Annotated in this window: 28 protein-coding genes; 6 read left to right on the plus strand and 22 right to left on the minus strand. The window is 67.2% G+C overall.

Translation table 11 applies throughout. The annotated features are described in order from the left end of the window. Positions 1–24: 24 nt before the first annotated feature. From V2J85_RS09070 to V2J85_RS09090, 5 genes are read right to left on the minus strand one after another with little or no spacing between them, the layout of a single operon-like run. The gene (locus V2J85_RS09070) at positions 25–369 is read right to left on the minus strand and encodes a hypothetical protein (RefSeq protein WP_330821159.1); all 345 of its coding nucleotides are present in this window, start codon (positions 367–369) and stop codon (positions 25–27) included. A gap of 12 nt (positions 370–381) precedes the next feature. Then, the gene (locus V2J85_RS09075; protein WP_330821161.1) at positions 382–744 is read right to left on the minus strand and encodes a hypothetical protein; all 363 of its coding nucleotides are present in this window, start codon (positions 742–744) and stop codon (positions 382–384) included. Between the two features lie 17 nt (positions 745–761). Further along, positions 762–1,112: a hypothetical protein gene (locus tag V2J85_RS09080; RefSeq protein ID WP_330821162.1), complete on the minus strand. Its 351-nt coding sequence runs from the start codon at positions 1,110–1,112 to the stop codon at positions 762–764. Between the two features lie 8 nt (positions 1,113–1,120). Continuing rightward, the gene (locus tag V2J85_RS09085) at positions 1,121–1,372 is read right to left on the minus strand and encodes a hypothetical protein (RefSeq protein ID WP_330821163.1); all 252 of its coding nucleotides are present in this window, start codon (positions 1,370–1,372) and stop codon (positions 1,121–1,123) included. Positions 1,373–1,425: 53 nt separating this feature from the next. After that, entirely contained in the window at positions 1,426–2,352 is a 927-nt protein-coding gene (locus tag V2J85_RS09090; protein WP_330821164.1) for an N-acetylmuramoyl-L-alanine amidase, read from the minus strand. 343 nt (positions 2,353–2,695) lie between these two features. Here V2J85_RS09090 and V2J85_RS09095 point away from each other — a divergent pair, with 343 nt between their 5' ends. Next, positions 2,696–2,938, plus strand: a complete 243-nt coding sequence (locus tag V2J85_RS09095; RefSeq protein WP_330821165.1) for a hypothetical protein — start codon at positions 2,696–2,698, stop codon at positions 2,936–2,938. A gap of 112 nt (positions 2,939–3,050) precedes the next feature. Here the strand turns inward: V2J85_RS09095 and V2J85_RS09100 are convergent, their stop codons facing one another. The 17 genes from V2J85_RS09100 to V2J85_RS09180 all read right to left on the minus strand — a co-directional run bounded on the left by V2J85_RS09100 (position 3,051) and on the right by V2J85_RS09180 (position 19,094). Further along, positions 3,051–4,682 (minus strand): SGNH/GDSL hydrolase family protein, encoded by a 1,632-nt coding sequence (locus V2J85_RS09100; protein WP_330821166.1) that lies wholly within the window; start codon positions 4,680–4,682, stop codon positions 3,051–3,053. A gap of 22 nt (positions 4,683–4,704) precedes the next feature. Continuing rightward, positions 4,705–5,730: a hypothetical protein gene (locus V2J85_RS09105; protein WP_330821168.1), complete on the minus strand. Its 1,026-nt coding sequence runs from the start codon at positions 5,728–5,730 to the stop codon at positions 4,705–4,707. After that, on the minus strand, positions 5,730–6,908 hold the full coding sequence (locus V2J85_RS09110; RefSeq protein WP_330821170.1) for a siphovirus ReqiPepy6 Gp37-like family protein: 1,179 nt from the start codon (positions 6,906–6,908) through the stop codon (positions 5,730–5,732). Before V2J85_RS09110 ends, V2J85_RS09105 begins: the two co-directional genes overlap by 1 nt. A 13-nt stretch (positions 6,909–6,921) precedes the next feature. Further along, positions 6,922–7,875, minus strand: coding sequence for a phage distal tail protein (locus V2J85_RS09115; protein WP_330821171.1), 954 nt, complete (start codon positions 7,873–7,875; stop codon positions 6,922–6,924). 4 nt (positions 7,876–7,879) lie between these two features. Beyond that, positions 7,880–13,147: a transglycosylase SLT domain-containing protein gene (locus V2J85_RS09120; protein WP_330821173.1), complete on the minus strand. Its 5,268-nt coding sequence runs from the start codon at positions 13,145–13,147 to the stop codon at positions 7,880–7,882. Between the two features lie 15 nt (positions 13,148–13,162). Next, a complete protein-coding gene (locus V2J85_RS09125; RefSeq protein ID WP_330821174.1) occupies positions 13,163–13,537 on the minus strand; it encodes a hypothetical protein in 375 nt (124 codons plus the stop codon). Positions 13,538–13,572: 35 nt separating this feature from the next. Further along, a complete protein-coding gene (locus tag V2J85_RS09130) occupies positions 13,573–13,986 on the minus strand; it encodes a hypothetical protein (RefSeq protein WP_330821175.1) in 414 nt (137 codons plus the stop codon). Positions 13,987–14,085: 99 nt separating this feature from the next. Beyond that, entirely contained in the window at positions 14,086–14,664 is a 579-nt protein-coding gene (locus V2J85_RS09135) for a phage tail tube protein (protein WP_330821176.1), read from the minus strand. A gap of 10 nt (positions 14,665–14,674) precedes the next feature. After that, positions 14,675–15,091 carry a hypothetical protein gene (locus V2J85_RS09140; RefSeq protein ID WP_330821177.1) on the minus strand — a complete coding sequence of 139 codons (417 nt, stop codon included), beginning with the start codon at positions 15,089–15,091 and terminating at the stop codon, positions 14,675–14,677. A gap of 20 nt (positions 15,092–15,111) precedes the next feature. Further along, positions 15,112–15,336, minus strand: a complete 225-nt coding sequence (locus tag V2J85_RS09145) for a hypothetical protein (protein WP_330821179.1) — start codon at positions 15,334–15,336, stop codon at positions 15,112–15,114. Next, positions 15,336–15,662, minus strand: coding sequence for an HK97 gp10 family phage protein (locus tag V2J85_RS09150; RefSeq protein WP_330821180.1), 327 nt, complete (start codon positions 15,660–15,662; stop codon positions 15,336–15,338). Before V2J85_RS09150 ends, V2J85_RS09145 begins: the two co-directional genes overlap by 1 nt. Beyond that, the gene (locus V2J85_RS09155; RefSeq protein WP_330821181.1) at positions 15,662–16,000 is read right to left on the minus strand and encodes a head-tail adaptor protein; all 339 of its coding nucleotides are present in this window, start codon (positions 15,998–16,000) and stop codon (positions 15,662–15,664) included. Before V2J85_RS09155 ends, V2J85_RS09150 begins: the two co-directional genes overlap by 1 nt. Next, complete coding sequence (locus V2J85_RS09160; RefSeq protein WP_330821182.1) at positions 16,000–16,374, minus strand: head-tail connector protein; 375 nt, start codon at positions 16,372–16,374, stop codon at positions 16,000–16,002. Before V2J85_RS09160 ends, V2J85_RS09155 begins: the two co-directional genes overlap by 1 nt. A gap of 2 nt (positions 16,375–16,376) precedes the next feature. Further along, positions 16,377–17,006, minus strand: a complete 630-nt coding sequence (locus tag V2J85_RS09165; protein WP_330821184.1) for a hypothetical protein — start codon at positions 17,004–17,006, stop codon at positions 16,377–16,379. Further along, the gene (locus tag V2J85_RS09170; protein ID WP_330821185.1) at positions 17,006–17,383 is read right to left on the minus strand and encodes a hypothetical protein; all 378 of its coding nucleotides are present in this window, start codon (positions 17,381–17,383) and stop codon (positions 17,006–17,008) included. The genes V2J85_RS09165 and V2J85_RS09170 overlap by 1 nt, the downstream gene beginning before the upstream one ends. A 45-nt stretch (positions 17,384–17,428) precedes the next feature. Continuing rightward, a complete protein-coding gene (locus V2J85_RS09175) occupies positions 17,429–18,286 on the minus strand; it encodes a phage major capsid protein (RefSeq protein WP_330821186.1) in 858 nt (285 codons plus the stop codon). Positions 18,287–18,305: 19 nt separating this feature from the next. Continuing rightward, positions 18,306–19,094, minus strand: a complete 789-nt coding sequence (locus V2J85_RS09180; RefSeq protein ID WP_330821187.1) for a hypothetical protein — start codon at positions 19,092–19,094, stop codon at positions 18,306–18,308. A 147-nt stretch (positions 19,095–19,241) separates the two neighbouring features. On the opposite strand from V2J85_RS09180, the gene V2J85_RS09185 reads away from it, so the two are divergent. From V2J85_RS09185 to V2J85_RS09205, 5 genes are all read left to right on the plus strand, one after another. Further along, positions 19,242–20,117, plus strand: coding sequence for a hypothetical protein (locus V2J85_RS09185; RefSeq protein ID WP_330821188.1), 876 nt, complete (start codon positions 19,242–19,244; stop codon positions 20,115–20,117). Further along, on the plus strand, positions 20,117–20,641 hold the full coding sequence (locus V2J85_RS09190; RefSeq protein WP_330821189.1) for a hypothetical protein: 525 nt from the start codon (positions 20,117–20,119) through the stop codon (positions 20,639–20,641). Before V2J85_RS09185 ends, V2J85_RS09190 begins: the two co-directional genes overlap by 1 nt. A 2-nt stretch (positions 20,642–20,643) precedes the next feature. Next, entirely contained in the window at positions 20,644–21,894 is a 1,251-nt protein-coding gene (locus V2J85_RS09195; RefSeq protein WP_330821190.1) for a PBSX family phage terminase large subunit, read from the plus strand. 17 nt (positions 21,895–21,911) lie between these two features. Further along, positions 21,912–23,588 carry a hypothetical protein gene (locus V2J85_RS09200; RefSeq protein ID WP_330821192.1) on the plus strand — a complete coding sequence of 559 codons (1,677 nt, stop codon included), beginning with the start codon at positions 21,912–21,914 and terminating at the stop codon, positions 23,586–23,588. Between the two features lie 374 nt (positions 23,589–23,962). Continuing rightward, the gene (locus V2J85_RS09205) at positions 23,963–24,145 is read left to right on the plus strand and encodes a hypothetical protein (RefSeq protein WP_330821193.1); all 183 of its coding nucleotides are present in this window, start codon (positions 23,963–23,965) and stop codon (positions 24,143–24,145) included. The last annotated feature ends 275 nt before the right edge of the window (positions 24,146–24,420 follow it).

Raw genomic sequence — 24,420 nt, forward strand, 5'->3', positions numbered from 1 at the left:
CGGACCGGTGTAGTCCTGTCGCCATCATTTGGTTCCTCGGCTCGCGAGATAGACCTGCAGCAGCAGCAGGAGGAGCGGTACGACCAGGGAGGTGAGGATGAGCCGACGGTCGGAGGCTCGCTGCGCCTCAGCCTTGCGGGCCTCTTCCTGGCGAACGTCTGTTTCCTTCTGGCGGGCGTCCTCGAGCGCGCTGACCCGCACGGCGATTAGGTGGGTGCGCTCGTCCTGCGCCTGCTGCTGGAGCGTCAGGAGGTTGGCGTCCACCTTGGTGTCGAGGCGGCCGGCGAGGTCCCGCATGTCTTCTTTGAGGTCGTCGAATCCGGCGTCCAGGCGCCTCGCCAACTCGCCGTTCGTCGGCTCGTCGCCCATGCTGGCCTCCGGCTATACAGACCGCGGCAGAGCCGGTTCCCGGTCCGGCGTGATGGGGCTGACCTGCCCCCGGGTAACGAACATCAGGATCGCGAGGATCACGCCGTTGACCGCCGCTGTGAAGGTTGGCCGCACCTCGTAGCCGAACGCCGCCGTTGCCGAGGCCACGGTTGCCACGAGCGTGGTGAACGCCTGCACTGCGATGGGTCGGGTGAGGGCTGCGGCAATGGCGCCGAGGACGGCGGAGACGCCGGCCACGGTCCAGCCGGCCTGCGTCTCAGTCAGGCCGATGTTGAACGTTACGACCAGCCCGAGGACAGCGGACAGGGTGTTGAGCCAGAGAGCTGGCTCGCGGTTGAGTATGAGGATCTTCATCGGGGGCTCATTTCTGATCAGATGGGCTGCGCGAGCGAGCGGCAGCCGATGACGGTCCCGGAGGCGTTGCGCACCTCGCGGTAGGGGACGAGAAGGTCGGACCGGTGCGGTATCAGCGCCAGCGCCACCGGCAGGGAGACAACGAAGGAAATACCGTCGTGCGGGTCCGGGAGACCATAGGCGTGCCCGTACTCGATGGTCTCGACGGGGACACCGTCGCGGAGTCTGGTACGCAGGATCCCGACCGAGACCATGGTGAGACGGGCGGGGGTATCCTCCGGCTCGATCACCAGCCGCAGGCCGGGTTCCAGATCGTCGACGCCGTCGAGCCGGTCCTCGGCGTAGAGGCGGATTGGGTGTGGGGTCAAGTTGAGGATCACGCCGCCTCCCACTGGCCATCGCGAACGAAGCCGTGCGTGCCGCAGCACGGCCACAGCAGGGATGGTTCGAGATGCAGAGGCTCACGAGAGACGAGGGTGTGCGCGCTGGTCCCGGCAGCCACCCAGCAACCGTCGTGCACCCTGTGGTCCTCGGGCACGCCTTCCAGTGCACTGCACCAATGCCAGAAGGTGGGGTTGGCCTCGTTGGCCAGCCAACCGAAATACATGTCGTCGGCCAGCTTGGTCATGCCGACCATTTCCATGCCGGGCCAGTCCGACGGAGGTACTGGGCGTCGCGCGCTCACGCGACCACCACGAAGCCGTGCCGGGCGCCGAGCCGCTGCAAGCTGGCCTTGCCGGGGATGCCGTCGGCGTTCTTGCCCGTGTAGCCTCCGCCGGCCGGGGAGCGTTGCCAGCGGGCGTATGCGTCCTTGGTGGTGGTCCCGTAGCTGCCGTCGCCCGCGTAGGTTTTGGCGAGGAGTCCTTCGCTGACGAGCGCGGCCTCGACCAAGTTGACACCTGCCCGGTAGGTGACATGGCCTTGCTTGGCGGGCGGGTCGGCCTCCGCCGCGGCGATGAGCTGGGACAGGTCGACGCGAGGCCTGGACGGGGTGGGCGGCGGCGTTGCGGGCTTGCCGGGCTTCGTGGCGAGCTGCTTCCGCACGTCGGCACGGAAGACATCCATGTCGAAGGACGGGTCGACCTTGCCGGGCTGCGCTTCCTTGTGGCCAGCGACGCTTCGTTCACTCCAGCCGTGGGCGCGGCACAAGGCCGTTGCCCACAGGACAGCCTGCCGGTACTGGGTTGCCGGGTAGGGATCCTTGCCGTTGCCGAGGTTCTCGATCTCGATGCCGTAGAGGGAGTCGTTGCCGTCGTAGTTGGCTTGGTCGTCGTGCGGCAGCGCGGATTCAGCCCGGAGAGCGGCGATCACGTCCGAGTCGACCAGGCCAGCGTGGTTGGCGCGCTTCGAGGAGATCATCCACAGGCCGTCGGTCTTCCCGAGCCACGAGTGGCAGAGCGGACCCGGCAGGTCGGAACGGCCGTTGTAGCAGATTTCGCGGTCGCCGTGTCCGGCCGTGTGGTGGATCAGGACGCCGTAGACGGGCCCGAAAGACTTGCCGGTCGCCGAGTCACGGCTGCGTGTCCGCCATCCCTCATGCTCGTGCACCGTGAGCCCTTCGGCTCTGAGCGCGGCGACGAGCTGGTCGGCTGTGAGTGGGGTGGCCATGGGTGCCTCCGGTAGGCGCGTGGTGTGACCACACGCCACACCTTCACCTTTGAATCGTAGCCTCTATGGCTCATTTTACCTACGAATCAAAGGGGGGCGAGGTAGTGTGGGTGTGGGTCACGGTCCTGACCCGGTGGCGGAGTCGGCCGTGCGGGTCCCGCTCCGCCACCAACAACCCGCACCGGAGGCAGCAATGCCTGTCATCGACTACGACGGTGAATTCACCTGCGCATCAGGGCAGCGACGCTTGCTCGCGCTGTGGGTCGAGCGCCAGTCGTGAGCAGCAAGCCGCAGGAGCTCGCCAAGCAGGCTCAGCGCACCAAGACGACAAGAAGGTCAACTGATGGCTGAGCAGCAGATAGGCCAGCTCCTCGACTCTCTGGGCGTCACGGCCGACCTGGATGAGGGCGACCTGCCGACAGACGCACTCATCATCCTGAAGGCCATCAAGGCCGACGGCTCCGTCACCCTGATCAAGGGGCGCTCCGAGTCCGTGGACTGGGTGACCGCGCTCGGCATGATGACCGCCGCGCAGACCATCGAGAACAGCGGATTCGTCAACGCCTTCGAGGACGAAGACGAGTGAGGCGGCACGAGAAGACCCCACCATCCGCAGATGATGGGGCTCTCGAAGGCGGCACCTTCCTGCACAACGACCGTACTGACCCGCGGCCCCGGGGCTCAACCCCTGCGGCAGATCAGGCTGGCATAAGGGCCCGAAGCGCCCCGTAGATGCGGCGGGACAGGTAGACGTGCCCGGCGTCCGTCGGGTGGACGTTGTCGGCGCCGATGTACGCCGACGCGTTCGCCGCGGTGATCCAGGCCCCCTGGGTAGCGACAAGGTTGCCAGCGCCGTCGTACACGCTGCCGCTCAGAGGAGAGATAAATGACAGACCAGCTGCCGTGGCTGCCGTCTTGATGGTGTTGTCGGTGTTCGTGATGGATGTCGCCGGGGACCCGGTCGGCGAGTGGCAGCCGATGACGATGATCTCCGCGTTGGGTGCGGTCGCGGTCTTGAGCGTTGCGAACAGCGACGAAGCTGCGGTGGCGATGTCGCTTTGTACGCCTCCGTTGTCGTTGTAGCCGGCCCAGACGATGAGCCTGTCGAAGCTGTAGGGGGTGATGTCGCCTGCCACGCGGTTGGCGAGGGTGGCGTAGGAGCCGGGCGTTATGTAGCCGGTGCCGCCACGGGACTGATCCCACACATCATCCACGCCGAGCAGTCGGGCCAGCCGGTAGGTCCAGGTGCCCGTACCGGCGCCGGTGTTCTGCGCTGAGCCGTCGCTGATGCTGTCACCGAGTATGCCGAGCCGGCCGCCGCGGGCCTGCGGCTTCCACGCGGTGGCGCCTGGCGCCAGAAACAAGCCGCCGAAGGGCATGGTCGTGAAGTCGAACCGGATGAGCCGCGGCGTGCTAGAGCCGAAGCTGACCTTGAGTACGTGTGAGCTGCCGACTGTCGTGCCGCCCGACGACTGCATTAGGTCCGTCAGCTTGCGGCCGTCAACGGTGAGTCGGTACATGGTCGCTGTGCTGGAGACGTACTTGAATTTGATCTCGAACTGGCTCGCGTCCGTCCAGAAAGACACCGCCCAGTTCGCCTGCCCGGACGCATACGTGTTGGGGTAGCGAGACGTCGGCAGGTAGTAGCTGGAGTCGGGCGTGCCTGTGCCGTAGGTGAACGCCCCAGCACCCAGGTACAGGAACGGGCCCGTGTCCGGCGGCAGGAGCGCCTGCGCGCTCGCGATGGTCGACGTGGACTGCTGCGTCGTCGTGATCGTCGGCGTCAACGTCGACAGACTCTCCGCGGTCAACTGGTCCGGCAAATGCCGGCGTCGCCACGCATTCGACCAGCGCACCCCCGTCGCCGCGAGGGAGTCGGCCACCAGTTGCTGGCCGGAGGCGCCAACACCGAGCCGCGCGATCGCGTCGTTCGCCGAGCCGACGAGCAGGTCACCTTTGGCGTCCACGGTGGTCTGCGACAGCACGCCGGACACCGCGGTGGTCAGCGTGCTGATCGACGAGTTCACCGAGGTGCGCAGCGCCTCGACGTCCGCGCCAAGGTCATTTGCCTGCATGAGGTAGCGGCCGAACCCGAAATCCACCCAGCAGCGGGTGACCGTGTCGGGCCCGTAGAACTGCACGCCACCGTTATCGTCACTGACGATCTGCGTGATCGCGCTACCTGCCATGTCGGTAAGGTCGGTCAGCTGATTGCCGCCAGTGGCCGCATCCCACACCGTGCCGGTGGCGCCGCCTCGGATGACGAGGGCGCTGCTGACGCGCTCCATGGCTATGTCGGCGGGGCTGCCACCGAAGGAATGCCTGGCCATGTGGCCGCTCCTGTCTGCCCGGTCAGGCGATCTCGTAGGTGCCGGTAATGGTGAGGACGTCACCCGTCCTGATGTTGAACGGGTCATTCGTGAGCATGTTGAAGCTGTTGGGCGTGGACGACGCGCTGATGCCATCGGCCAGCGGGAAACGTAGGCGCGCGATCTTCGTGGCCGATTCGGTGGGGAACGTCATGCCAACGCCGACCGCGCTGCCCTCGCCGTTGGAGGAGGTGAAGTTCCAGGTGAAGATCTGCCTGTACGCCACCGTGCTCGGTAGAGGCAGGGTTACCGCGATCGGATCGTCGTAGGCCGCGGGATTGCCAGTCGGGGTGAGCTGGATGCTGACCCAGCAGAGCTTGCCGCCGAGGAGTCGGTAGCGCCCAGAGTTCTGGCTGCCGCTCCCCCAGTTGATGACGGTCGATGATGCCGCGGTGCCCGCCGTCCATACAGGCGTGTAGGTGGACGGCTCGCGGGACTGGATAGTGCCCAGCAGGTTCCAGTTGGAGCCGTCAGCCACCAGAACCTCGCTGCCCTCAAGAGCGAACAGGCCGGCGGTCGGCGGTCGGCGCTGGCTGGCGATGCTGGGCACGATTGCCTTGCCGGTGAACCACCTCTGGTCAAGCACGTTAGTGGCGGTGACGACCGACGAGCCGGCCGCGACGGTGCACTGAGCAACCGGGATCTCCCACGTACCGGCTTCGTCCTGCGCCAGTGTCGGCGCCACCGCACCACCAGTCTTGTAAACGGCGTTCACCGCGTTCGCGGACGGATCGGCCCTCAGCACGACCAGGTCGACGCGGGCTGACCCGCCCGCGTTCGCCGTGACGGGAATGTTCATGGCCGCGTCGTTGCGGTAGAAGAACCCGTTGACGTAGGCACTGCCCGGGGCAAGGCTCACGTTGCCGGTGCCGTTGCCGGTGACCTTCAGGTCCGTAGAACCGGGCGAATCGGCGTGCACGCCGTCGAGCCCCCAGCGGCGGGCCATGCGGGACCACTGCAGCTCGGTGGCGATTTGGGAGCCGTCGAACGGCGCGGAGAACTCTGTCATCAGGCGGCCTTCCTTGTCTTGAGCCGCGCCACGTCCTTTTTGACCTGGGCGATGTAGGAGTAGATGCGGGCCACGGCGTTCGCGGTGGAGTCGCCGCCACCGACGGCCGCGGTGGTCTTGGTGCCGTCGGCGGCAGTGCAGGCGAGGGTCACCTCGCGGACGACGTCCGTGTACCAAGTGCCGCCGCGCAGTTGTGCGGCGACGGTGTCTCCGACCTGGTAGTCGCGCCCGTAGCGGAGCAGGGGGATGTCGATCGGCGAGATGGCCAGGGAGCCCTGCCCGGCCCCGCTGGCGAGCGCTTCGGCGCCTGCCTGGTCCATTTGGGCGGTCAGGTCCACGGACGCGGTGTCGACGCTCGTGAGGTCGACGAACTGCTCGATGACGAGGCTCGTGAAGAGCGGATCGCTGCGGTCGTAGGTCTTGCAGACGCGCGGGCTGGATTGGCCGCCGGCGACGACGATGGCGCGCGTGCAGGTGGGCGGGGTCGTGGTGTAGTTGGCGTCGAGGAGGTTGCCCAGCCCGAACGAAAGACGGGCGGTTCCGGATCGATCAACGGGTACGTACACCTGGAACTGGAGGTTGCTGCCGACCTGCACGATGCGGAAGCCGAGCCCGGCGGTGTTCCCGATGTCGGCCAGAGTGGTGAGCAGGTTGTCGAACTGGTTGACCTGCCGGGTGATGGTGCTGCCGTGGGCTCCGTCGGCGGCGAGGGTGAGCGTGGCGTTCTTGCGGCTCGCCAGCGCGCCGGGGCCGGCGTTGACGTTGACGAGGGTGCGCATCGCGGTCTCGGCCTTCATGGCGGAGATCTTGTAGACGGGGTCGGTTTGTGAGCCGATTGCCGCGGTGGGGGTGGGCCAGCACGAGTACTGGGCGAGCAGCCCGGTGTCGTCGACGCCTCCGACCGTCAGCTTGCCCGTGCCCGCATCGGTGGCCGAGCGGGACCAGTCGACTGTGCGGATGGGGCCGGACATGACCGTGTCGCCGTTCGCGGTGTGGATGATGAGGCCGTTGCCCTCCATCAGCAGGGGTGCCTTGGAGCTGTCCGCGGGGATTTCCATGGTGAAGGCGCCGACAGCGTTGTAGCGCGGGATAGCAGTGAGGCTGGTGTAGTCGTCGATTTGGCCGATGCGGGCCAGGGAGGCGTCGCGCACGTAGACGCGGAGCGCGGTCGAGTCCATCGCGTGCCTCTCCTCAGGCGGCCAGGTAGCGGAGCTGGTAGCTCATGCGGACACGGGTGGCGGTAGTGGAGCCGGCGACGCTGAGGTTGAGGTCGTTGATGCCGGTCTCCAGTGCCCACAGTTCGGAGGCGTCACTGAGGTTCGGCCACAGGTTCGTCGTGCCGTTGAGGAGCGCTGTCTGCTGGCGCTGCCGCGTGTCGATGACGATGGTGTCCGAGCTGGTGATCGTGCGGGTAAGGATGAGCGTCTGACCGGTGGTGTTGTTGGTGAGCGTCACTGATGTGGCGGGGCCCTCGATGGTCCAGACGGGGAAGGCGTCGTCGTCGCCATCGTTGTCGACCTCGACCGCGCCGAGCACCTGCGAGTCGCCGACCGTCAACGGCAGCAGTGGCAGGAACGTCCCGGTGCTGCCGGTCTTCCACGTCTCCTCGACTTCGGCGCCGAGCCAGTACGGGGAGGGCGCGTTGAAGGTGATCGAGTTGATGCACCAGCGGCGGCCCGTCGCATCGAGCGACTCGTCGCCTTCCATGCCGGAGGCGTACAGCACCCCGATGGTGCGTGCCTCACCGTTAATCTGGGTGACCGTCAACGTGCCGAGCCCGCGCTTCGGGTTGAGGGAGCGGATGAACCCGCGGCGGCGGGCCAGGTAGGCCTCCCGGGAGTCGTCCGAGAAGAAGGCGATCGGCAGGCTGATGTCCTTGCCCTGGGCTCGGACCTGCCGGACTGCGTAGCCGTCAATGCCAGGGCTCTCGTCCTGCGCTACCGCGTAGCCGGGCATGTCCAAGCCTTTGGCGCCGGGCTGAAGAACCCAGCCGTTTTCCCAGTCGGTAAGCAGCGTCACGGTTCCGGACGCATCCGTGAAGGAGACCTGCGGAGTTTCGTGAGCTGGCGGCCGCGGTACTTCGGGTGCGGGTGTGGGCTGCTCGGGTGGCTCCGGTGTGGGGAGCGGCGCGACGAGGATGGGCACGGCGTCAGCCTCCGATCAGCACGGGTCGGTGCAGCTGGTCGTCGAGGGCGAGCGCCGCGAGGATGCTCTGGCGGGAGGCGACTTCGCGGGTGGTGGCGTTGTAGTGCAGGTGCCGCTCCCCCACAGTGCTGGTCGTGGTCGTCTCCATGCTGGTGGTGGTCGCCACGGTGGTGGAGCGAACGGCGGCGGCCATCCGGGCGGCCGTCTCGGCTGCCTGTGGAGTCGCTGCGGCCATGCCGTGCGCGAAGCCCTGGACGGTGTACTCGCCGAGCTCGGCCATGACCCGGCTCGGGCTCTTGATCTTCAGGGCGGATTTGATGCTCTTCTGGATCGCCTTCGCGAGCGCCGACATCGAGTACTCGATGCTCTTCTGCTGCGCAGTTAGCCCGGCCAGGAAGCCCTTTCCGGCCTGCGAGCCGGCGTCGTACAGGGCGTCGGCGGCGCTGTTGCCGTAGCTGCTGGCTGCAGAGTCGATCTGCGCCTGTGTGGCATTGATCGACTTGAGCTGTCCCGGGGTGGCGTTGACAAGGGCTTGAGCGTAGGCCGCGCCGGAGTCCGGACCGGCCTGGACGAGCTGTTGCAGCAGCTCCTTGGAGAGCCCCATCTTGGCGAGCTTGCCGAGGTTGCTCGAGAAGGCCTTCAGCTGGCCGAGGCGCACGTTAAGGCCAGAGAGGATGCCGCCCGCATCAAAGGTGAGCCCGCTGTTCGGTAGGGCGGTGACCGAGGCGAAGGACTTGCCGGCCGCGGTCTGGTCGGTGGCGAGCTGCTTGGCCGTGGCGATAGTCGCTGCGATCTTCGCCTGCTGGGTGGACAGGGCCTGCAGCTTGGTGGACGTCGTCGACAGGGACTTCAGCAGTCGGTCATCGATGGTCGAGCGGAGACCCTTGAATGCGTTTTTGATAGCGGTGGTGACCTTGGCGATGGCGTCCTTGATCTGAGTGGCCGTGCCCTCCAGCCCATCCAGGAAGGCTTTGCCGATGACCGAGGCGATGCTGCCTCTGCCGGTGGAGGAGATAACGCCGCCAGAGGCGTAGCCGGGGATCTGGGTGCCCATTTGGCGGGCCATACGCACCGAGTCGCTGTGCGAGTAGATCCGCACGCCGCCGGCGAACACCTTCATCAACTCGGGGCCTTCTTCCCCGACCCAGGCGAGTTCGCCGGGCTTCGCGCTGCCGCCACGGGCGTAGCCGCCGGGCTGGTTGTAAGCGCGGGCCAGGGAGCCGTAGCGGGACATCGCGTACCGCATGGAGGCGTAGATGTTCGCGAGCGGGTCCCAGATGCCGCGTCCGCGGAGGGCTCCGGCGTAGGCGTCGAAGGTGGGATCGATGACCTGCATCAGGCCCTTGGACGGGGTACCGTTCTTGGCGTTGATGTCCCAGTTGTTGATCGCGCGCGGGTTACCTCCGGACTCCTGGTTCATCCTGCGGAGCACGGTGTTGAGCAGGCTGGCGGGCTGACTTACGGCCTTCAGTGCGTCGAGGACGACGTTCGTCCACTGGGCCACGCCGGATCCGGGCTTGTAGTTGGCGAGGAGCGCGCTGCCCTCGCCTTCCTTTCCGTGGATCCAGGACACGGCCTTGCTCGCCAGTCGGCGTGGGACAGCCTGCACGAGCCCCGTCCACGTGGGGCTGGCGTCGGCGTCTAGAGGGCCCAGCAGCTTGACGAACGCCGTTTTTGCGAGGTCTGCGAGTCCTCCCCTCGCCCAGTCGACGCCCTTGTTGAGGATGCTGCCGACCGCCCGGCTGACGGGGTTGTCGGTGAGGGTGTCCCAGATGTCGCCGATGATGCCGCCGGTGGCGTAGCCGCGGAACTGCTTGAGGCTGCGGCCGGCCATAGCGGCGGCATTGACGGCGTACAGGCGGGCCCGCTCGTATGGGTCGCGCATGGCCTCGGACACGTAGACGCCTTCGCCCTCCCGCATGGGGCGCAGGTGGGTGTCGCCGCCACGCCATGAGGACTGGCCGGGGATTACACCACCGCGCGCGAATCCCTTCGGCAGGGTCATCGGGCTCATCTCGCCTATGCCGGGGAGTTTGGCGGCGGTTGCGTTCCAGACTCGGACGATGCCCTTGTTGAAGACGGTGTTTACCAGGAACTTCACGGGCGCTTTGGCGAGGTTCTGTAGCTTGGACCAGGCGCTACCGATGCCGTTGACGGCGCTGCGGAAGAAACTCACGACGTTGTCACGGAAGTCGCTGATCTTCCCTTCGATGGTTTTACGTATGGAAGAGACGCGAGAGGACAGCCCGGACCATAGGCCGTTCCAGCGGTCTGCCACCCAGGTGCGGACCCGGCCGAACCAGTCGCGGACGCCGTGCGCGAAGTCGCCGATCTTGGTGCCGATGGCATCGGCCGCATCCTCGACCCGTCCGATGGTGTTTTCCCAGCAGGCGTTCCAGATGCCGCGGATCCAGGCCTTGGCCCGGTTAAACCAGTCCCGGATCGCTTTGAGCATGTCGGGTATGACGGAGTGCCCGACAAGGTGATCTGACAGCCATTCGAATCCGGCTGCGATCTTGTCCGTGACCCACTTCACCGCGTCGATGAAGGGCTGCATCTTCCGCTTGATGTCTTTGATGAAGTTGATGAACTTCGTCAGAGCGGGGATGACGATCCGCTCGATGACCTCGGTTCCGAGCTTGGTCAACTTCTCTGTCAGGCGGAGGATCGGCGGGACGAGCGGCAGGATCGCCGGCAGCAACTCGATGAGGAACTGGTCGCTGAGCGTCAGGATTTGGGGGATCAGCGGGGCTAGATCGGTGAGGATCTTCCCGAACGACTTCCCCAACTGGACCATCGCCGAGATCAAATCTGGCATGATCGGCTTGAAGGCTTTGAGCAGCTCCAGGAACTCGGCTGCCCCCTGCTTAACCAGTTCCTGCAGGACAGCGCCGAGGCCGCTGAGGATTGGCGTGAGCGCCTTGCCGAGTCCGTCGGCCAGCTGCTTGAAGATCGGTGCGAGCTGAATGAACAGCTTGCCGATCTCCTTGATCACTGGAGTCATCGGCTTCAGTGCGGCCACCAATAGATCGCTGATCAAGTCGAGCAGCGGCGTGATCACGGGCACGAGATCGCCGATCGTGCTGGCCAGCTGCACGAAGACGGGCTCCAGTGCTTTGATTACCGGCTGAAGGGCCGAGCCGAGGGCGGAGATCAGCTTTTCGACGGGCGGGCCGAGTTTCTCGAAGACCCGCCCCAGGATCTTCATGACCTGGCCGAGGATCGGCCCGGCGGTTTTCGCGAACTGACCCATCACGCCGAACAGGGCCTTCAGTCCGCCTTGGACCTCTTTACTGTTGACGATCTTCGCCATCTCGCCAGTGATGGTCTTCAGAAATCCGATCATGCCGCCGCCATCTTTGGCGCCAGCCTGGAACACACCGTTGATGATTTTGAGGACGTTGCCGCCGACCTGCATCAACTGGCCGAAGAGATCGACGGCGTTGTTGATCGTCTTTTCCATGGTGCCCGACTCGAACGCAGCAGTGAGCTTCCCCGCGATCCGATCCACAACGCCCGCGGTCTTCTCGCTCAGCTTCTGTAGAGCTGGCTGCGCAGCGATGGACACCTGGCCGAACGCCGTCACCAGCTGGCCGGGCACCCGCTTCAGTGGGGACAGTGATTTCGCGGCGCCGTCGAGGATTTGCTTGAGCTTGCCCGTCTTTGCGAGCTTGTCCACCGCCGAGAGAGCGCTCTGGCCCATCTGGTTGAGCACTGTGGCGGTCCTACCGAGACCGTCTCGCAGGATCGGAATCACCCGACCGCCAACATCCTGCAGCCTGCTGCCGAGGCCAGCGAACAGCTTGTCCTGCACCGACAGCCGCATGGCGTCCCACGCCGGCTTCAGCGCCTGAACCGCCGACACGAACGATCGTGCGTTCGGGGACAGCTTCGCCAGCGCATCGTTGAGCTTGGATGTGCCAGCAGCCGCCGATGTCTGCGCATCGGCGACCCGCTGCTGGGCGTCCGCGACGGCCTGCTGCGCCTGCGCGATCGACCGGGCGCCGTCGCGGGCCGTGCGCGCCTGGGCGGTACGCGCGTCCGCGACCGCCTGCTCCCGGTCTTTCACGTCCCGCTGGGCACGGGCCTCAGCCTGCTTCGCCTGCAGGACGACCTTGGATCCTTCGACGCCCGCTTTGTTGGCGGCGGCCACTTCGACCTTGAGGTCTTTCTGCTTCTGCGTCTGATCCTTGAGGTTCTGGACCGCCTCGTCGTAGGTGAGCTGCGCCTGCTGCCGCTGCAACTCGGAGGCCCGAGGATCGGACAGCGTCTTGTAGAGATCCTCTTGCGCCTGCTTGACCGCCAGCGACGCCGAGCGCTGGTCCAGCGCCCCGTGTGCGAGCTGCTGGTTGAGGTCACGCAGGTTCTGGACGGCCTCCTCGCGGGCCGCGTTGAGATCCTGCTGCGCCTGCCTGGCGTTGGCCTGGGCGTCGGTCAGGTCCCTCTCCGCACTGAGCACTGATCGCGCCGCAGCCTGGTTGGCGGCAGCAGCATTCTCACGCGCCACCCCGACCTGCTCGACGGCTTGCTTCACGGCTCGTTCAGCGGATGCCACAGTGTTGGCTGACTTGACGGCCTTCGCGGAATCCTGCGGCGCGAAAGCCTGCTTGAACGCATCCCCCAGCCCGGACGTGCCGAGCTTGATGGCGCCGAACGCCGAGCCGATCGCGGCTATAGCAGGGATCGCGAGCGCCGCAGCCGGGGCGATGGCAGCTACCGCGTTAGCCAGCGACCCGGCAATCGGGATCGCAGCGGTGAGCAGCATGCCCTTTGAGGCGAGCGCCCCCATGGCGCCACCAGCCAGCGACAGGACGTTGGATAGCTGCCGGGCGGGCGAGGAGTCGACGTTCGCGTCAATCCGCGCGGTGCGATTGCGAGCCGCCCGGTCGAGGACTGTCGATGCTGCCCTGGTGTCGGCGTTGGCCGTGATCCGCACGGTGCGGCGGCGGGTGAGATTGGCGAGGTCGTTGGCGGCGACCCTCGTATCCACGTCGGCGCCGACACGGACCACCCGGCGCCGTATCAAGTTCTGGATTTCATTGGCCGCGACGCGAGTGTCGACATTGGCGCGGATCTCGACGACCCGGTCACGGATCAACTTGTCGAGCTTTCGCTCCACCGCCTCATACGACGGCTGGTGGATCTTCGGCTTGATGTCGATCGCAAGGGACTGGTCGATGCCGGTGAGGTCAGAGCGCAGCTGGGTGCTGAAGCCGCTGGTGTCCGGCAGGATGCTGACCCGGGTGCTGCCGACGATGGTGGGTCCCGCCACGCTCTCCCCTCCCTCCTATCGGGCGACCTGGTCGAGGTCGCGGATCTGCTGCTCCAGCCGCGCTATCTCCGCGGCGTCCTGCTCCGCACGGGCGGGCGCGTAGCGCTCGATGTACGCCAAGGCCCGCTCGTCGGCTGCGGCGCGCAGCTCGGCTGCTTCGACGTCCGCTTCGAGGCGCGGTGGATGGATGGCCTGCATGTCGGGTGGGCTGCCCTTGAGGTGGGCGGCCCACAGGACCCGGATCGTCATCAAGGTCGCGTTGTAGATGGAGGCCAGGGCGTAGGTGTCCTGGCTCCACCGTCGGCCGTCGATGTCGCCGGCCATGGCCGCCTTGGTGGCGGAGTCCTCGGGCAGGGCGTCGACGAGATCCCGCAGCTCGGCCCAGCTCATCGACCCCTCTCCCCATGACACGGCCCAGAACTCCTCTAGGCGACGGCCGGGGTAGTAGCGCTGAATGTCGGCTCGGAGGCTCCCGGAGTGCTCACGGAGGAGATCGAGGAGCCGGAGCCTTCCCCCTGGTTGGTGCCTGCCACTTCACCCATTTCCTCGATGAGTTCGGTGAGTTCGCCGACCGTCAGGTGTGCCTCCCTCACCAGGCGGTCGAAAGCCTCGGGGGGCGTCGCGATCTCGCGGAGGACGGCGATGTTTACGTTGCCGCCCTTCTCTTCGACCGCTTCGATGACCTCCACCGGCCAGTAGTCCGGCGTGGGGAAGCTGATGGTTTCCTCGACGCCGTCGGCGCGTTCGAAGACCAAGTCGACGAACTGCGTCTTAGCGGCTTCGGCGCGTTGGGCGCGCATCTGCTGGAGGCGGAGGACCTTGCGGTTGGGCTTGGACACGGTGGTTCCTCTCGGGCGGGGACTAGGCGGGGGCTATCTGGTGGTGGCCTGCCGTGCCGCCCTCGCCCGGAGATGAGCGCAGCAGGCCACCGGCATGGGTTAGGCCGGGAGTTCGACGTCCGTGATGAAGTGCTGGACGGACTGCCCACCGCCGGGCGCCGTCAGCGCGGTGAAGGTGAGCTCGTAGTTGGAGCTGTCGTCGGCGTTGTGCTTGATGGCGCCGCGATCGGACACCTCTGCGCGGGCGACCATGATTCGGTGGACTTTGCCAGACATGAGAACGTCCAGGCCGAGGGCGATCTCCACCTTGTCCTGGGTGGAGCCGGAGCCGAAGCTGACGAACTGCTTCTTGCCAGTAGCCGCCGGAGTGCTGGTCATGTTGGCAATGGCGACCTGGTAGTAGAGCGACAGCATCTGGGCTGTCGTCTCGCGGAACGTGATCTTGAAGGTCTGGGTGCGCTTCTTCGTCAGGCTGACGACCGGCGCGTCCTCGCCCCACGCGTCCAGCTCCGTTTTGTCCTCGGCGAGCGCCTCCTCCAGGCCCTCAGTGGTGACGTAGCCGAGGTCAGTGAAAGAGCTCCCCCACGCAACCTCAGGGCCGGTCGGGAAGGTGGCTCCCACGTCGGCTACGTATGCCTTGCCGGCTGTACCGACGATGATGTTGTTCGCGTCGCCCACGGCGGGCCTCCTAGCTCGATATCCGGGGTGGGCGGACGCTCATCCCCAGGGTCATGCCGACGCGCGCGACGCCGGTATTGGGCTCTTCCGGCCGGTCCTGTGGCCCTGTCTCCTGGCTGACGCCGGTTACCTCGCCGGTGTCCGTCACCTGGCCGGGCAGCAGCTCCCAGATCGAGCAAACCTGCTGAGCCAGACGCATCGCGGCTTCCTCGGTGGGCGCATAGCAGTCCACGCTGAATCGCGGCCGGTCGCGAGATGCCGGGTCGCCCCAGCCCCTCATGTCTGCCGTGCCTCCGATGCGCAGCACCCGGACAACCCGCGCGCCGGTCAACGTAGAACCGGCAGGGGTCTTCGACGACACCAGGACGTCACTCGGCAGGCCCAGCGCGAGCAGCGTGATCGCGATGGCCTTGCTGTCGGGGAGCATCAGCGGAGTCGCCGTCATGGCTACTTGCCGCCACTCTTCTCGACCGACGGCGCAGACTTGGTGTCGACACGGGTGCCAGTGCGGTCCTCCGTGGCGTCGGCCTTGCCCTTGCCAGTAGCAACCGGCTCGGCGAAGCCCTTCCAGCGGGGCACCTCGTCGACAGGGACTTCGATGGTGTCGCCGGGCTTCTTACCTTCACGCCAGAACGTCAACTTCATCTCGACGGTGTCGGTGTCGCTGGCCATCAGTGGTCGCCTCCTGCGGCGTCGAGGGCGTTTCCGAGGGTGTGCCGTGCCGGATGGATGAGGCGGCCCGTGCGGTCGGTCTGGCGGGTGCCGTACTCGATGTAGATGGCGTAGTGAACGCCGGTGTCTACGTGGACAGACCCGTCAGTGTCGTGGTCGGGGTTGACGTGGATGCTGGCCCGGTAGGCGCCGGTGTCCACGGGTGCGGTCTGGCGGGCCAGCTCGGCGACACGTCCCATGCGGTCCTTCAGGTCCGCCTGCACCTCATGGCCGGTAGCCAGCGACTGGATCGCCTCTTCGTCGATCTGGATGTCGGTGAGTGCCATCAGCCGGCCACCTCCAGCAGCGACACGGCCTGCCCCGACAGCGGCCCAGCCGCCTCCGCCGTGCTCGGCACGCCGTCGACCTCCCAAGTGCGGCCGTCCCACCGGGCCCGATGCCACTCGGTGACGCGGGGCGCGCGGCGCGGCAGCCACACCGTGGCCCGGGTCGTGGTCTGGTCGCCTGCCTGCGTGCTCTCGGAAGAGGAGGCGTAGTCGACGGTGCAACCCGAAACTGGGGTCTCGGTTGCGTTCCCCCAGTCGCGGGACTGCACGTTGTAGGCGCCCGCCACGAGAGGGGCGTTCAGGAAGACGACCGTCTGCCGTCCGATGGGTCCTGGCATCAGCCCACCACCAGCGGATAGATCGTCAGCAGCCCCGAAGAGCGGAGCACCGACGCTGCCTGTGAGCCGATGCGCGGAGCGACCCCGGCCGATGAGCCGACGGTGCGTCGGGTGAACGACCTGCCGCCCACGCTCATTGACTGCACGTCGCTGTTGGCGCCGGTCTCGTCGTCACGTTCCATCAGCCAGTGCACCTGGCGGACACACGCCCGGCGCAGCACCTCGGCCACCGCCGGGTCATCGGTGCCGTACACGGCGCCGATCAGCACCTCGTCCAACGCGTCGGACGCCTCCTCGAGGAGACGCACGGCGTTGTCCGGCACCGGGTCGGGTGCCAGCCAGGTGGTGAGGTCCTCGATCGTCGCGTAAGGCACGGCTACTCCCCCGCGGCCTCATAGTCGGCGACCCATGCCTGAAGGTCGGCCTTGGTCATGTCGTCGGCGAGCTGCTGGTCGAGGCCCTGCGAGACGGCGTAGGCGCGCCAGGTGTCGACCTTGTCGGCGGCCTTCGGCTTCTCCCGGCCGGGCTCCTCCGTGGTCCCACCGGGGGTGGCCTCCGGATTGCCAGTCTGGGATTCGCCATCCGAAGACGGCCCAAGAGGCTCCTCCTCAGGCTCGTCTTCGACGGGCTTGAGGGCGTCGTCGCGAGACATCGCCTCGTCGGCTTCGTCACGGGCCTCCAGCCACTCGCGAAGCTGGTTGGCGGTCATCGTCGACGCGTGGTCGGCGAGCAGCCCGCGGCGTACCGCATAGGTAGCCAACTCACGCGGGTCGTCCCCGGACGGTCGATCGCCGGCATCCGGGACGTGCACACCGACACGGTCGACAGTGCGCGCCTCCGAGCCGTGAACGACAACCAGGCTCTTGTCGCCGTCCTGCACGTCGGGCGCCTCGCCGGAGACCGGCACGAGCTGACCGCGGGCCACCTGGCGGGCCATCTGCGGCGACAGGGGCTCATCCAGGTGCAGGCGGAGCCCACTCAGGCCCTGGTATTCGCGGCCCGCCATTAGTACGCCTTCGGGAGCTTGAAGACGGTGATCGTCCCGGTGAACCCGGACTCGAAGTCGATGTAAAGCTGGGATCCCCGCTGCTGGAAGTGGGCCGAGGTGAACGGCCCCACGAACTCCTTCCCGGTGCTCGCAGCGACGGAGACGACGAGGTCGCCCTGTCCGGCCATCCACGACTGGGGGCCCGTGCCGGTCTTGACGGTGACGTTCTTCGCGCCGGCCGCGGTGTTCGCCACGCGCAGCACGGTGCGTTCGGGGTCGACGCCGTTGATAACAACGCCGTTGGTGACGAGCGTCGAGTCGATCGTGGTGCCGGCCACATCGCTCGTGTGGCCGTTGGGGGTGAGTGCGGTGTAGCTGACTGCGGTGCGCGCCATGGGTGTGACCTCCTGTGAGTCAGCGCGGACGAGAATCAGGGAGGATCACGCCGGGTCGATGAAGGCGACCGCGATGCCGGTCGGCCGAAGGAGCTTGGCGCCGTAGACGTGCAGGCCGCGGATCGCGTCGGCGATGGTGGACTGCAGGCGCAGCGCCTCGGTCTCGAGGATCTGCTCGGCGTAGGTGATGGCGCCCGGGTAGCCGGCCTGGATCACCTGCGTGTCGCTGCTCGGGTTCGGGGTGTTGTTGGACTCGAGGATGTCGAATCCTGCGGCGCGTCCGACCATGCCGTTGCGCAGGCCTTGGTCGGTGCCGCTCTCGTTGACGCGGACGAAGCGTCCGTCCTTGAGGAGCTGGCCGGTGAACTCGGGGCTCGCGACGACGTAGCGGCCTTCGGAGGGGACGTTGGCGCGGTTGAGCTTGGTCCGCAGCGGGACGAGGACGCTGTCGTAGGCGGCGGTCGCCGCGGTGTGGATGTCGATCGGGGCGCCGGTGGAGCCGACGGTGTTGGCGGAGGCGACGCCGGTGTAGAGGCTGGCGACGTAGGCGTCCGCCTTGTCCCGGAGGCCGTAGGCCGCATTCTGCGCCATGTCCGCCATGGGGTTCATGAGGGCCTGCGCTTTGTCCACATCGTCGATCTTGAAGGCGAAAGCCTTCGCCTGGTCGATGACCAAGTCCGCGCCGGCAGTCTCGATGTCCTCGTAGTTGAGGGTGTCGCCCGCGTCGTAGTCGAAGATCGTCGGGTCGCCGATCGTGGTGATGTGCACCGACTGGCCGTGCGAGGTGATCTCGCCCTCATAGTTGCGGTTGACCAGCTGCGGCTGCGCGTAGACGAGCGAGTTGCGGAGGCCGACGAGGAGCTGTGCGCTCCAGATCTCCGGCTTGAAGTTGTTGATGGACAAGGCGGGCTCCTAGGGCCTCTCAGCTGCCCAGATAGGACCTGAACCGTCCCTCTGCTACAGCTTGATTGATCTCTTCGGGGGTCATCCGCTTCGCGTCCTCCGCGCCCAGCTGCCGCTTCCCTCCAGGCGCCCCGGACATCGGCGCACCGCCCGCGGGCGTGGCCTCGGGCTTCTTCTCCGGGGCCTTCGCTGCGAGCTTGGGGTTGGCCTCCACCGCCGCTGTCACGGCCTTTTCGACCTCGCCGGCGAATCCGTCAGCCTCTGGGTCGAGCTTGGCGATGGCGCTTGCGAAGCTCCGCGAGTCGAGGAGCGCGTCAGGGTCGCCGCCGTGCTGCCCGGCCGTCTTGTAGACGGCGAGTTCCACCTGCGTCTGGCGGGCCTGGTCGCGGGACGCCTTGGTCTCTCCGCGGGCCCCTTCCAGTTGCTGGGCGAGCTGTTCGGGTGTGGGCGGCTTCTCTTCGTCGGTCTCGAGGCCGAACGCCTTGGCGACCCTCTTCATCAGGTCGGCCTGGTCGCCCTTGGCTTTCTTCTCTGCGGCTTCGCGCTTGGCCTTCTCGGCTGAGACGTCGCCACGGAGGTTTTCGACGAGCTTCTCGAAGCGGGCCGGGTCGAACTCTCCCTCGAACTTCGGCGCCTTGGCCTTCTGTTCGGTGGGCTGCTCGGTTGCCGGCTCGGCGGGGGTTGCGGGTGCGGTCGGCTCTGGCGGAGTCGGCGCGGCAGGTGTCTTCTCCGGGGTGGTGGGCTCCGGCTGGGTGCCGGGCTCAGCCGGGGTCGGCTCCTGGGGTGCTGCGGGGGCGGGGGTCGTCACGGATGGCCTCCTTGGGCTGCCGACGGTCTGGCGACACCTAGATCGCCTCTCGTTGGCTCCGATCGTAACCCTGAACCTAATGCAATGCTGCACAATCAAAGGCTAAAAGGCAAGATATCCTTGACTTCAAAGGTTAGGGGGTGGGTGATGGGCACCGACAGCCACACATGGGCCACCCACGCCCACAAGCAGACCGCCGACCTCCAAGCCCTCGAACAGCAGGCCACCCACACAGCCACCGCGCCGCTCGCCGCAGCCATCGCCGCAGCCCAACGAGCCGCCACCACCCAATGGCTGACCATCACCAGCGCAGTGCGCACCGCCCCCGGAGCTGACGCGATTCGGCGACTCCTGCAGCGCATCCGCGAACTCCTCGCCGGCGCGTTCCGCGGCCAGGGCGCCCACGCCCAACAGGCCATCCAGGAAGCGGCGTTGGCTGCCGTGCAGTTCGGCGCAGCACAGGCCGCCCGCATCGGCACACTGATCGGCGGCAGCCCGCCACCCACCAGTCCCGTCCTCGAACCCGGCCCGCAGGCGCAGGCCGTGACCGAAGGCGTGACCAAGGCGATCGACAACGAACACCACGCAGCCCTCGCCCTACTCACCACGGCGGCCATCACCGCAGGGGGTCTCGCTGGCGTCACCGCGGTCTTCCGTCGGGCGCGCCGCGCGGTCGCCCGCGTCGCTAACGCCGCCGCAGTCGCCGTCACCAGCGCGGCCGCGGCCGGAGCTGCAGCCGTCGCCCGAGCCTTCGGCCCCCACATGCTCCTTCTGTGGGTCGCGGAAGTCGACGCCTGTCCGGCATGCCGCGCCTACGCAGGCCGCACCACCCGCCCCGGCAAGCCGTTCCCCGGCGGGCTCACCCTCGACCCGCGCACCGTCTTCCCGAGCCCCATTGTTGGGCCACCCCGCCACCCGCACTGCCGATGCGTCGTCATCCCCTGGCGCTCCGACTGGCAGACCGGCGGCACCCCCCTTCCTCTCCTGCTGCGCCAGCGCGCACAGACCGCCCGGAGGATCTAATGGCAGCATCCGGAGTCGTCACCGACACCAAGCGCAAACGCGTCTGCCAGCTCATACGGGACGGCAAAGGCCGTAACGAGATTGCACGCGAGGTGGGCCTTGCCCTCGCCACCATCACAGGAATCGCCCGAGACGCCGGCCTGTCCTTCGACCGGTCCGCCACCGCCGCAGCCACCGCCGCCCGGCAAGCCGACCTCGCGGCCATGCGCTACAAGACGGCGATCGAACTGCACGAGATGGGCGACAAGCTTCTCGCCCAGGTGTTCCAGCCGCACACAGTGTGGGCGTTCGGCGGCAAAGACAACACCTACGCCGAAGAGCACCACCCCGAACCGCCGCCCGCGGAGAAGAAGTCTCTGGTGCAGGCCGCAGCGACCGCCTTCGACCGGAGCTTGAAGATGGCGCCGCCCGAGGACGCGACTGGCGTCGATGAGGCGCGCAGCATGCTCGGCGACCTCGGCAAGGCCATCACCGAACTGTCGCAGGCCGCCGACGACGAGCCCGCCGAAGGCGACGAGGCGTAGTTGTGCTGGACACCCTGCCCCTCTCCCCCAAGCAGGTGAGGTCTGTCGCCGAGTCGACGACCCGGGTCTCGTGCTGGGAGGGGGCGATCCGGTCGGGCAAGACGATCGCCTCGCTGTTGAAGTGGCTGATCTACGTGTCGCAGGCGCCGCCGCGAGGCGAGTTGGTCATTGTCGGGAAGACGGCGCAAACCATCCACCGCAACCTGTTCCTGCCCATGCAGGACCCGACGCTGTTCGGGGAGATTTCCAGGCACGTGCACTACACGGCCGGTGCGCCGACGGCGACGATCCTCGGCCGGATCGTCCACGTCATCGGCGCGAACGACGCCAAGAGCGAACCCAAGATCCGAGGCATGACGCTGTGCGGCGCCTACGTCGACGAAGTAACCCTCGTCCCCCAGGTGTTCTTCGAGCAGCTGCTGGGCCGCATGTCGGTGAAGGGCGCCCAGCTGTTCTGCACAACCAACCCCGACAACCCCGGGCACTGGTTCATGCGGGACTGGCTCTCCCAGGAAGGCAAGAAGCCCCTGCGCCGCTTCTCCTTCACGATCGACGACAACCCCTTCCTCGATGCCGACTATGTGCGCGACATCAAAGCCATGCACCAGGGCCTGTTCTACCGGCGGTTCATCCTCGGCGAATGGGTTGCAGCGGAGGGTGCGATCTACGACGCGTGGGACCGGGAAACACACATCGTCACCGACATCCCCCGCGACCGCATCCACCGATGGATCTCCCTCGGCGTCGACTACGGCACGAAAAACCCGTTCCACGCCGTGCTGCTCGGCCTCGGCACGGACCGGCGCCTCTATGCGGCGGCCGAGTGGCGCTACGACTCCCGGCAGACACGACACCAACTCACCGACTCCGAGTACTCGGAACGGCTGCGGGACTGGCTCTCGGATGTGCCCGGGTACGGGCCGGTGCGCCCGCAGTTCGTCACCGTCGACCCGTCAGCCGCCTCGTTCGTCACGCAACTGAAGCGGGACAAGCTCGTCCCGACGAAAGCGAAGAACGAGGTGATGGACGGGATCCGCACGGTGTCCAGCCTGCTGGCCCGCCGCAGGCTCCTCGTGCACGCCTCCTGCAAAGACTTGATCACGGAGATCGGCGGCTACTCGTGGGATGACCAGGCTGCGCTCCGCGGCGACGAGAAGCCGATCAAGGTCGCTGACCATGGCGTCGACGCCCTCCGCTACGCGATCTACACGACCCGCGCCACGTGGCATCGGCACCTCGCCCTCGCCGCCTAGCCCCGAAAGGAATCGTCATGCCGCTGCCCCCATCCGGGAAGACCGCGTGGCCGCCGCCGCAGCTCGCCGCCCCGTTCGCCGACATGGACACCTGGCACGCCTGGTACAGCGGCGACGTCGACCGCCTGACGCAGGTGTACGGCGGCGCCGGATCACTGGCCGGCAACTCCACAGCCCGTTCCTTCTTCGACCTCAACAAGCCCAGCCAGTACCGGGGTGGCCTCCTCGGCGGCCTGGCCCGCATGTTCTGGGGGCAGCCAATAACCCCCGGCCAGCCCGCCTCCAAGCTGCATATCCCCATGGCCGGCGACATCGCCGAACTGTCCGCGAACCTGCTGTGGGCCGACATTCCCGCAGTCACCGTCGACACCGATTCAGCGCAGACGACCAGCGACATGGTCGCCACCACCGACCAACTGCACCGCTATTTGGACGACAAAGGTCACGCCAAACTGCGAGAGGCCGCTGAGATCGGCGCCGCGTTGGGCGGTGTGTACCTGCGGGCGGTATGGGACCGAGAGGTGCGGCCGCGCCCGTGGCTCGACGTCATCTACCCGGACGCGGCGGTGCCCGAGTGGCGGTGGGGCGAACTGTCGGCGGTGACTCTGTGGCGGGAGCTGGAGCAGCAGCACAACGCCACCCAGGTGTGGCGGCTGTTGGAGCGGCATGAGCCGGGGACGATCGAGTACGGCCTGTACCGCGGCGATGCAGACACGTTGGGCATGCTGATGGCCCTTGACGACCACCCGGAGACCAAGGATCTGGTCGGCCGGGTGCGGGACGGCGGCATCCAGGACACGGGCGTGCCTCGGTTGCTGGTGACCTATGTGCCGAACATCGCGCCGAACCGGCTATGGCGCGGGATTGCGGGCACGGAGCCGCTGGGGCGCAGCGACTATGCCGGGGTCGAGCCGGTCATGGACGCGTTGGATGAGGCGTGGACGAGCTGGATGCGGGATCTTCGCCTGGGCAAGGGGCGGATCATGCTGCCGCAGTCGATGCTGGAGACCGACGGGCCGGGCCAGGGCGCCACGTTCGACCTGGACCGCGAGGTGTTCGTGGGCCTCACGATGATCGACGATGGTGATCGGAACCCGATCACTGCAAGTCAGTTCGCGATCCGCGTGGACGAGCATGAGCGGACAACGGCGGCGCTCCGCAGGCAGGTCCTCACCTCGGCCGGGTACTCCGCCCAGTCGTTGGGCGAGGAGGGTGCAGTCGCGGTGACGGCCACGGAGGTAGCGGCCCGCAAGGAACAGTCCCTGACAACCCGGGGGCAGAAAATCCTGTATCAGCGGCCGGCGCTGATTGAGGTACTGCAGACTCTGCTGCTCGTGGACAAGAAGTGGTTTGCGGCGAAGGTTGACCCCGAAGTTGAGTTGACCGTGTCGTGGCCGCAGGCGGTGCAGCCCGACCAGGAGGCGACGGCTCGTTCGCTGTCGCTGCTCGAGACTGCGGGCGCCATCTCGACGTGGATGAAGGTGAAGACGTTGCGGCCCGAGTGGGACGATGAGCAGGTCAAGGAAGAGGTGGACCGCATCCGGCGCGACAATGCTGCGGCGCCGGCCGGAGACCCGTTCAACAGCGGTGGCTCGGGGCGGTTCGGAGGGGGAAGCGATCCTGGCCCAGGCGCGGCCCAGGACGGGCAGTCGGTAGAGGGGGCGGGCGGGGGCTCGCAGGGTGCGGCCGCTTAGCGGCGGCGGATCCCCTTGCGGGTTGGTAGTCGGCGGTAGCGGATTCCCTTGCCGCCCTTGGTGGCGTGGGCTTTGTCGCGGGCGTAGCGTCGGAGTCGCGGGTTCGCCCAGAAGAAGCGCCACTGGGCTTTGGATTTGAAGCCGGTATGCCGGGCGCGTGCCATGTTCACCTCCCTGCTGTCGTCTCTTCTAGTCTGCACGCTGTCACCACCCCGGAACGCCGGAAGGCCTTTGATTCGAAGGGGCTATGTACGAAAAATCTTAGAATCAAAGGGGTCACGCTAACTCTGCGGCCCCTTCTGGCGAGACCGCCACCCGAGCGATTGTGTGCGATCCGCCCACCAACTCGCCACCATCCAGGGCAGAATGCTCCTATGGCCACGGTCTATACGGTGCTAGCGGATTCGGAGTCCGCTGCCGATGCCGAGTTGCAGCGCCTGTGCCGCGCGCTGGATCTGACGCCGCTCGGTCGGCCCTCCGTCATCCTGGGCCGGGGCCGGTGGCTGGCTCGCGCGGAAGCACGACCCAAGCCCCGGCGGGAACAGCAGTCGGCCTGACCCTGCACCGGGGCAATGCACCTCGGACAGACCGACGTTTCCGTGTCACGGTCTGGGCATGACGACGCAACTGCCGCGTATATGCACGCGATCTGAGTACCGCCGTATATCGTCCCGCCGATGCCTCGAGTGCGGGCTCCGCTACCGTCCGAGCTGGTCGCCCACCTCAAGCCTGGAAGCCGAAGTGGACCCGGTTGGCGTCCTCGACTGGACGTGCCCGCGCGAACTGTGCGGCCACATTCCGGAGTAGCTTGCACAGCACTGGTCCCCACCGC

The organism is Streptomyces bugieae (assembly GCF_036352915.1).
GTDB classification, from domain to species: Bacteria; Actinomycetota; Actinomycetes; order Streptomycetales; family Streptomycetaceae; genus Streptomyces; species Streptomyces endophytica.